This window comes from Paracoccus sp. FO-3, from assembly GCF_006386455.1.
GTDB lineage: Bacteria > Pseudomonadota > Alphaproteobacteria > Rhodobacterales > Rhodobacteraceae > Paracoccus > Paracoccus versutus.
In genome coordinates this window covers 25,340-32,847 of record NZ_VCBQ01000055.1, presented here as the reverse complement: position 1 = coordinate 32,847, position 7,508 = coordinate 25,340, and the positions used below count along the sequence as shown (strand labels likewise).

Here is a 7,508-nt window from a genome sequence, read left to right as displayed (position 1 = left end):
CTGCGAGAAGTTCAGCCGGATGCTGTCACCGGAATGCGGGCCTTCACGTTGTAGTCGATCACGCGCTTCACGGGGACCAGGAACGTCATGGCTTCCGTCCTTCCACGAGTTCGGTTTCAGCCGCGCACCCGCGCCGACTTGGGATCGTAGAGGGGCGCCAGGCTGGCCTCGGCAGCCACGATCCGGCCTGCCACGTCGATGGTATAATCCGACGCCAGCATCTCGGCCGCGGTCTCGTCCCCCCGGCAGGGCACATAGCCCAGGCCGATCGCGGCGCCGAGCGCGTGGCCGTAATTGCCCGAGGTCAGGAAGCCGACGATCTTGCCGTCGCGCAGGACCGGCTCGTTGTGGAACAGCAGCGGTTCGGGATCCTTCAGCTGGAACTGGACCAGGCGGCGCTCCAGCCCGGTTTCGCGCTTCTTCAGCACCGCGTCGCGGCCGATGAAGTCGCCCTTGTCGGTTTTCACCGCGAAGCCCAGGCCCGCCTCCAGCACATGATCCTCGTCGGTGATGTCATGGCCGAAATGGCGATAGGCTTTCTCGATGCGGCATGAATCCATCGCGTGCAGGCCGCAGAGTTTAAGGCCGACGGCCTCGCCCGCCTCGGCCAGGGTTTCGAACACATGCGCGGCCTGGTCGGTGGGGACGTAAAGCTCCCATCCCAATTCGCCGACATAGGTCACGCGATGGGCGCGGGCCAGGCCCATGCCGATCTCGATCTCGCGCGCGGTGCCGAAGGGATGCGCCTCGTTCGAGAAATCATCGGGCGAGACCAGCGCCAGAAGCTCGCGCGAGCGCGGGCCCATCAGCGGCAGCACGGCTTCCGACGCGGTGATGTCGGTGATGGTGACGAACTCATCGCCCAGATGCCGGCGCAGCCAGGCCAGGTCGCGCTGCAAGGTCGCGCCGGGCACGACCAGGAAGAAGGCCGTTTCGGAAAGCCGCGTCGCCGTGAGGTCGGACTCAATGCCGCCGCAGTGGTTCAGCATCTGCGTATAGACGATGCGGCCCGCGGGCACGTCCATGTCGTTCGCGCAAAGCCGCTGCAGGAAGGCAAGCGCATCGCGCCCCTCGACCCGGATCTTGCCGAAGCTGGTCATGTCCAGCAGGCCCACGCCCTCGCGCATCGCCATATGCTCGGCGCGCTGGTTGTCGAACCAGTTCTGGCGCTTCCAGCCATAGCGGTATTCGCGCTCTTGCCCGTCCGCGGCGAACCAGTTGGCACGCTCCCAGCCCGCGACCTCGCCAAAGACCGCGCCGCGCGCCTTGAGATGCTCGTGCAGGGGCGAGCGGCGGATGCCGCGCGAGGTCGCCATCTGCCGATAGGGGAAATGATCGGCGTAAAGCAGGCCCAGCGTCTCGCTGACCCGTTCCTTCAGATAGCGGCGATTGCGCTGGAAGGGCTGGGCGCGACGGATATCGACCTCCCACAGGTCGAAAGGCGGCTCGCCGTCCTCCATCCATTGCGCCAGTGCCATGCCGGCCCCGCCGGAGGACACGATGCCGATGGAATTGTAGCCGGCCGCGACCCAGTAGCCGGCAAGCTCGGGCGACTCGCCCAGGTAATAGCGGTCGTCGGGGGTGAAGCTTTCCGGGCCGTTGAAGAAGGTGTGGATGCCCGCCTGGCCCAGCAGCGGCATGCGGGCCACCGCCTTTTCCAGGATCGGCTCGAAATGATCGAAATCCTCGGGCAGCTGGTCGAAGCAGAAATCCTCGGGAATGCCGGACATGCCCCAGGGCTTGGCCTTGGGCTCGAAGGCGCCGAGCAGGATCTTGCCCGCGTCCTCCTTGTAATAGGCGCATTCGTCGGGCACGCGCAGGACCGGAAGCTGGGCCAGGTCGGGGATGTTCTCGGTGACGATATAGAAATGCTCGCAGGCGTGCAGCGGCAGGGTGACGCCGTTTTGCGCCGCAAGGTCGCGGCCCCACATGCCGCCGCAGTTCACCACGTTTTCGGTGGCGATATGGCCCCGTTCGCCGCCGGCTTCCCAATCGACGCCGGTCACGCGGCCATTGGCGGTGGTGATGCGCGTGACCTTGACCTGCTCGACGATCCGGGCGCCGCGCATCCGCGCGCCCTTGGCCAGCGCCAGCGCGATATTGCCCGGATCGGCCTGGCCGTCCAGCGGTAGGTGGACGCCGGCAACCACATCCGAGATCTCCAGATGCGGATAAAGCTCCAGCACCTCGCGCGGCGAAAGCTCGTTCACGTCCACGCCGAAGGCGCGGGCCAGCGCCGCTTGGCGCAGGATCTCCTCGCGCCGCTCTTCGGTCAGGGCGACGGTGATCGAGCCGCATTGCCGCAGGCCGGTGGCAAGCCCGGTCTCGGCCTCCAGCTTGGTGTAGAGGTCGGCGGAATATTTCGCCAGCCGGGTCATGTTCTGGCTGGCGCGCAGCTGGCCGATCAGCCCCGCCGCGTGCCAGGTGGTGCCGGATGTCAGCTGCTTGCGTTCCAGCAGCACGATGTCGGTCCAGCCGAGCTTGGCAAGGTGATAGGCGACGGAACAGCCCGAAATGCCGCCGCCGATGATGACGACGCGGGCTTGGCTGGGAAGTTCGACCATGATGGTTATCCGCTGTTGGACTGGGTGAGCTGTGCAGGGCCGGGAGGTCGCCAGGGAAGGAGGGGCGATTCCGTTCTTTCCGATAGGGTGGAACTATCCATGGCGAGAATGAAATTTCAATTAAAAATTTCATTTTTAGGCAGAGCCATCCAGGAATTTCATTTACCGGCTGCGGTCGTGTTGAGATTTCAGCGGAATTGCTGCACCTTGCCGGCATCCTCTGAAGGAGAGCCGATGAGCCATCATGTGGGTGAAGACATCCGGTCGCTGCGCAAGTCGCGGGGCATGACGCTGCTGGAGCTTGCGGGCGATGTCGGGCGCTCGGTCGGCTGGCTGAGCCAGGTCGAGCGCGGGCAGACCACGCCGTCGGTCCATGACCTGGGGCAGATCTCGGACCGGCTGGGGGTGAACATCAGCTTCTTCTTCCGCTCTGCCAGCCGGGCGCCCGAGGAACGCGGGCTGGTCCTGCGCGCGGCGGACCGGACGCCCATCGGCTCGCAGGAAAGCGGGCTGGTCGAGGAGCTGCTGTCCCCGACGCTCAGCGGCTCGTTCGAGATGATCAAGTCGACCTTCGCGCCGCGCTCGTCCAGCGGCGGACGGCGAAAGGCGCGGCCGAAGGAGGACGGCGGCGTCCTGATCTCGGGCCGCCTGACCCTGATCATCGGCGACCGCGAGATCCGGCTGGAGCCCGGCGACAGCTTCCAGTTCCGCGAGACGGACTATGCCTGGCGCAACGATGGCGACGAACCCGCCATCGCCATCTGGATCGTCTCTCCGCCGATCTACTAGCGGCCAGTTCTGCCGGGGTGCGCGTTGGCCGCGATGCGGCGACCCCTGTCCATGCAGGGAGCATTCATAAATCCATTCTATACGGAGCGGGAAATTTCCAGCATCACGCCGGCTGGCCCGTTGATGTAGGCCCGGACCAGAAACATCATCCCGGTCCTGCTATGAAAATCATGCCTGTCCATATGGAGCCAACCCGTTCCGGTTGGTTCGCCGCCCTGGGTCCGCGGCCCGCAGCCAATCAGTTGAATACTGATATCGCATGCGATTATCTCGTCGTCGGAGGCGGCTGGATGGGGCTCCACTGTGCCCGCCGGCTGGGCGAACTCGCCCCCGACGCACGCGTCGTTCTTGTCGATGCCGGTCGCATCGGCGATGGCGCGGCCGGCCGTTGCGCCGGTTTTGCGATCGATCTGGCGCATAATCCGCGCAACAAGCACTTCGCCGAGGATAAAAAGGGCAACGAGGAAGAGTTCCACGTCAACAGCGAGGGGATCGACTATCTTCGCCAGGCGGTCGAGGAACTGGGCGTCGATTGCGACTGGGACCCTTCGGGCAAATACCACGCCGCAGCGACCGAGCGCGGGCAGAAATGCCTCACCGAGATGTCGGTGGCGCTGAAGCAGATCGGCAAGGAGCACCGCTGGCTCGGCCGGGAGGAAATCCAGGCCCGCACCGGATCGAAGCATTATTTCGCGGCGATCCACACTCCCGGCACGCAAGCCTGGCCGAGGTGGCGCAAGCGCTTGGCCATCCGCATCGTCTGGAACTGCCGGAATACCTGGCGCAGGGCCGCCGTCCGGTCGAGGAACTGTCCGCGCTGTCGGGCATGTCCTTTGCCAACACCTCGCGGCGTCTGCAGATCCTGCGGCGCGCGCGGCTGGTCGAGATCGAGCGGCGCGGCAAGCATGTGATCTACAGCCTTGCCGGCGATGCCGAGGCGGTGGCGCTCGTCAGCGCGCTCAGCCGGGTGGGAGAGCGCAATATCGCCGAGGTCAACCGCCTGCTGGACGACTATTTCCATGCGCGGGACTCGATGGAGGCGGTGTCGCGCGAAGATCTGGCCCAGCGGATCGAGGCCGGTCTGGTCACGGTGCTGGACGTTCGTCCCGCCGAGGAGTTCGCGCAGGGCCATCTTCCGGGCGCGCGCAATATCCCGTTTTCGGAACTGGACCGGCGGCTGAACGAGCTGCCCAAGGATACCGAGATCATCGCCTATTGCCGCGACCCCTATTGCGTCTTTTCGGTCGAAGCCGTGGCCGCGCTGCGCGCCAGGGGCTTCAGGGCGATGCGGTTGGAGGATGGTTTCGCCGAATGGAAGGCGGCGGGGCTGGCCGTCGAGACGCAGGTTTGAGGACGACGCGGGCCCAGGTGCCTTCATCCTGGCGGATGAACGGGGCAAGCCGCCGGTTTCACGGTTCGCGGCCTCGGTCCCGCTGGCTATCCCGTCGGCGGTGTTTTCCACGGGCCGGCACTTGGCGATGCGGACGGCCTTGCCCAAAGGCGCCTGATCGAATGCGGAAGCTCGGATGACGCGGGGCGCAATGCGCTACCCCGAAACCGCTCGAAACGATCTCGCAATCGCCGCGGAGGCGGGCCTCATCCCCGGCGTCGGACAACTTTCCGCAACACCTGAAGGACGCCCTTCATCACCTTGATTTTTATGGCTCCGGCGGTAGGGATCGAACCTACGACCAATTGATTAACAGTCAACTGCTCTACCGCTGAGCTACGCCGGAACACGGGGCGGTGTATAGCCGCGCTCTTCGGGGTCGTCCAGAGGGGTTTGCGCATTTTTTTCATCCATCCGGAAAATCCCCCGCCGGTCCCGGTCAATGCGCGGAAAAGACCGAATCCGAGCCGATCGGGCCGGGGGTCGAGACCGCGCCAAGCTCGGACAGGGCGATCAGATGCGCCAGCACGTTGCGCATCGCCGCCGGAATCATCGCCGGCGGGATGCGGTAGATTCGCCGTGCCAGCGCCTCGGCCGTGGCCGGGCCGTCGCGCAGCGCGGCAAGGATCTGCACCGTGCGCTCGCGCCGATGCGCGGCAAGCTCGGCCAGCCGCGCCGTCGGGTCGCGCACCGCATCGCCATGCGCGGGCAGCAGCACCCGCGCCCCCGCCGAATCGAGCCGCGAGAGCGAACGGAAGTAATCCGCCAGATCGCCGTCCGGCGGCGAGATGATGGTCGAGGACCAGCCCATCACCACGTCACCGCAAAAGATCGTCTCGTCCTGGCGAAAGGCCAGGTGGCCGGCGAAATGGCCCGGCGTGTGCAGCGCGGTCAGGCGCCACTCGTCGGTCTCGACCGCCGCGCCGTCGGCCAGGGCGATATCGGGGGCGAAGCCGCGGTCCAGCCCCTCGCCGCCGTCGATGGCGCCTTCGCGCGCTAGCCGCTCCATCACCGCCGAGCGGCCCGATTCGGCGGGGCCGAAGCCCAGGATCGGCGCGCCGGTCGCCTGGGCCAGGGCGCGGGCGCCGCCGGAATGGTCCAGATGCGCATGGGTGACGAAGATATGGCTGATGCGGCCCGGCCCCGCGGCGGCCAGGATCGCCCGGCGATGCGCGGCCAGGTCCGGGCCGGGGTCGATCACCGCGATCCGCTCGCGTCCCAGCAGGAAGGTGTTGGTGCCCGGCCCGGTGAAGGGCGAGGGATTGTCGGCGGTGATGATCCGCAGGGCTTTCTCGGCGCTTGTCATGGGGCTAACCTAGCCATGGCAGGGCCCGTATTCCAAGGGCCGGGTGGGGCATGAGGCAATGAATTTCGACTGGCTGAAGCGGACCATGCCGCGCGGGCTTTACGGACGGGCGGCGCTGATCCTGTTCCTGCCGGTCGTGGTGGTGACAATCGTCGTCACCATCATGTTCCTGCAGCGCCATTTCGAGGACGTGACGCGGCAGATGACCTCGGGCATGGCGCATGAGGTCGCGCTGGTCGCGGCCCGGATCGAGGCGGCGCCCGATGTCCAGGCGGCGCGCGATTCTGCCGGCGAGGTGGTCGTGCCGCTGGGGCTGGAGCTGCAGCTGCCGGCCGAGCCGGGCGTGGAATGGCGGGCCTTCTACGACCTGTCGGGCCGCATCGTCATCGCCGAGCTGCACGAGCGCGTGCCCGCCGTGCGCGCCGTCGACCTGAGCCACCGGCGCGAGGTGCGGGTGACGCTGCAGGGCCGCTGGGGGCATTACCAGCTGGTGTTTCCGCGCCTGCGGGTCAGCGCCTCGAACCCGCATCAGCTGCTGGTGCTGATGGTGGGCACCTCGCTTCTGATGACGGCGATCGCGACGATCTTCCTGCGCAACCAGCTGCGCCCGATCCGGCGGCTGGCACGCGCGGCCGAGGAATACGGCAAGGGGCGGATCATTTCCTACCGCCCGGCCGGCGCCAGCGAGATCCGCAGCGCCGGCACCGCCTTCCTGGAGATGCGCGCCCGCATCGAGCGCCAGAACGAGCAGCGCAAGCAGATGCTCTCGGGCGTCAGCCACGACCTGCGCACGCCCCTGACCCGGCTGCGGCTGGGCCTGTCGATGCTGAGCCCGGACTATCCGCCCGAACCCGAGGAGATCGCGGCGCTGGAAAGCGACGTGGCGGCCATGGGCACCATGGTCGACGCCTTCCTGGACCATGCCCGCGACGCGGCGCAGGACGCCCCACCCGAACCGGTGCCGGCGCTGGATTTCGTGCGCGGCATCGTCGCCGATGCGCAGCGCGGCGGGCAGCGGGTGGTCCTGCATTCGGTCGCGGGCGACGGCGCCGGCCGCGCCACCTTTCGCCGCGACAGCCTGCGCCGCGCCGTCGAGAACCTGATCGGCAATGCCGTGCGCTACGGCGAGCGCGCCGAGGTCGAGGCGGCGCTGGGGCCGAGCTATTTCCGCATTTCGGTCGAGGACGACGGGCCCGGCATCCCGCCCGAGAGGCGCGAGGAGGCGCTGAAACCCTTTACCCGGCTCGACCCCGCGCGCAACCAGAACCGCGGCCAGGGCGTGGGGCTGGGCCTGTCCATCGCCGCCGACATCGCCCGCGCCCATGGCGGGCAGTTGCGGCTGGGCCAGGGCGAGCGGCTGGGGGGATTGCGGGCCGAGATCGTGATTCCGCGCTGACGGCCGCGGTTGCGGCAAGGGGCGTCGCGGGCTAAGGCTGTCGCAAGGACATAGGACAGAAGG

The 7,508-nt window shown here is 67.4% G+C and carries 5 protein-coding genes, 1 tRNA gene and 1 pseudogene; 4 read left to right on the top strand and 3 right to left on the bottom strand.

What is annotated here, in order from left to right:
* Nucleotides 1-116: 116 nt before the first annotated feature.
* On the bottom strand, nucleotides 117-2,564 hold the full coding sequence (locus FE811_RS15755; protein WP_208861651.1) for an FAD-dependent oxidoreductase: 2,448 nt from the start codon (nucleotides 2,562-2,564) through the stop codon (nucleotides 117-119).
* A gap of 234 nt (nucleotides 2,565-2,798) precedes the next feature.
* Between FE811_RS15755 and FE811_RS15750 the strand changes: the two genes are divergently transcribed.
* From FE811_RS15750 to FE811_RS15740, 3 genes and pseudogenes are all read left to right on the top strand, one after another.
* A complete protein-coding gene (locus FE811_RS15750) occupies nucleotides 2,799-3,353 on the top strand; it encodes a helix-turn-helix domain-containing protein (RefSeq protein WP_072462771.1) in 555 nt (184 codons plus the stop codon).
* Between the two features lie 161 nt (nucleotides 3,354-3,514).
* A pseudogene (locus FE811_RS27920) lies at nucleotides 3,515-4,009 on the top strand (NAD(P)/FAD-dependent oxidoreductase); the annotation flags it as partial.
* 74 nt (nucleotides 4,010-4,083) lie between these two features.
* A complete protein-coding gene (locus tag FE811_RS15740) occupies nucleotides 4,084-4,704 on the top strand; it encodes a metalloregulator ArsR/SmtB family transcription factor (RefSeq protein ID WP_244295300.1) in 621 nt (206 codons plus the stop codon).
* Nucleotides 4,705-5,014: 310 nt separating this feature from the next.
* Here the strand turns inward: FE811_RS15740 and FE811_RS15735 are convergent.
* Nucleotides 5,015-5,089 (bottom strand) — tRNA-Asn (locus tag FE811_RS15735).
* Nucleotides 5,090-5,182: 93 nt separating this feature from the next.
* A complete protein-coding gene (locus tag FE811_RS15730; protein ID WP_072462723.1) occupies nucleotides 5,183-6,049 on the bottom strand; it encodes an MBL fold metallo-hydrolase in 867 nt (288 codons plus the stop codon).
* Between the two features lie 58 nt (nucleotides 6,050-6,107).
* Between FE811_RS15730 and FE811_RS15725 the strand changes: the two genes are divergently transcribed.
* Nucleotides 6,108-7,445, top strand: coding sequence for an ATP-binding protein (locus FE811_RS15725; protein WP_036759578.1), 1,338 nt, complete (start codon nucleotides 6,108-6,110; stop codon nucleotides 7,443-7,445).
* Nucleotides 7,446-7,508 lie beyond the last annotated feature (63 nt).

What these genes read in the sequence shown, in the direction of transcription:
- FE811_RS15755 (WP_208861651.1), bottom strand. Translation starts at nt 2,564, where the DNA reads ATGGTCGAACTTCCCAGCCAAGCCCGCGTCGTCATCATCGGCGGCGGC.
- FE811_RS15750 (WP_072462771.1), top strand. Translation starts at nt 2,799, where the DNA reads ATGAGCCATCATGTGGGTGAAGACATCCGGTCGCTGCGCAAGTCGCGG.
- FE811_RS15730 (WP_072462723.1), bottom strand. Translation starts at nt 6,049, where the DNA reads ATGACAAGCGCCGAGAAAGCCCTGCGGATCATCACCGCCGACAATCCC.
- FE811_RS15725 (WP_036759578.1), top strand. Translation starts at nt 6,108, where the DNA reads ATGAATTTCGACTGGCTGAAGCGGACCATGCCGCGCGGGCTTTACGGA.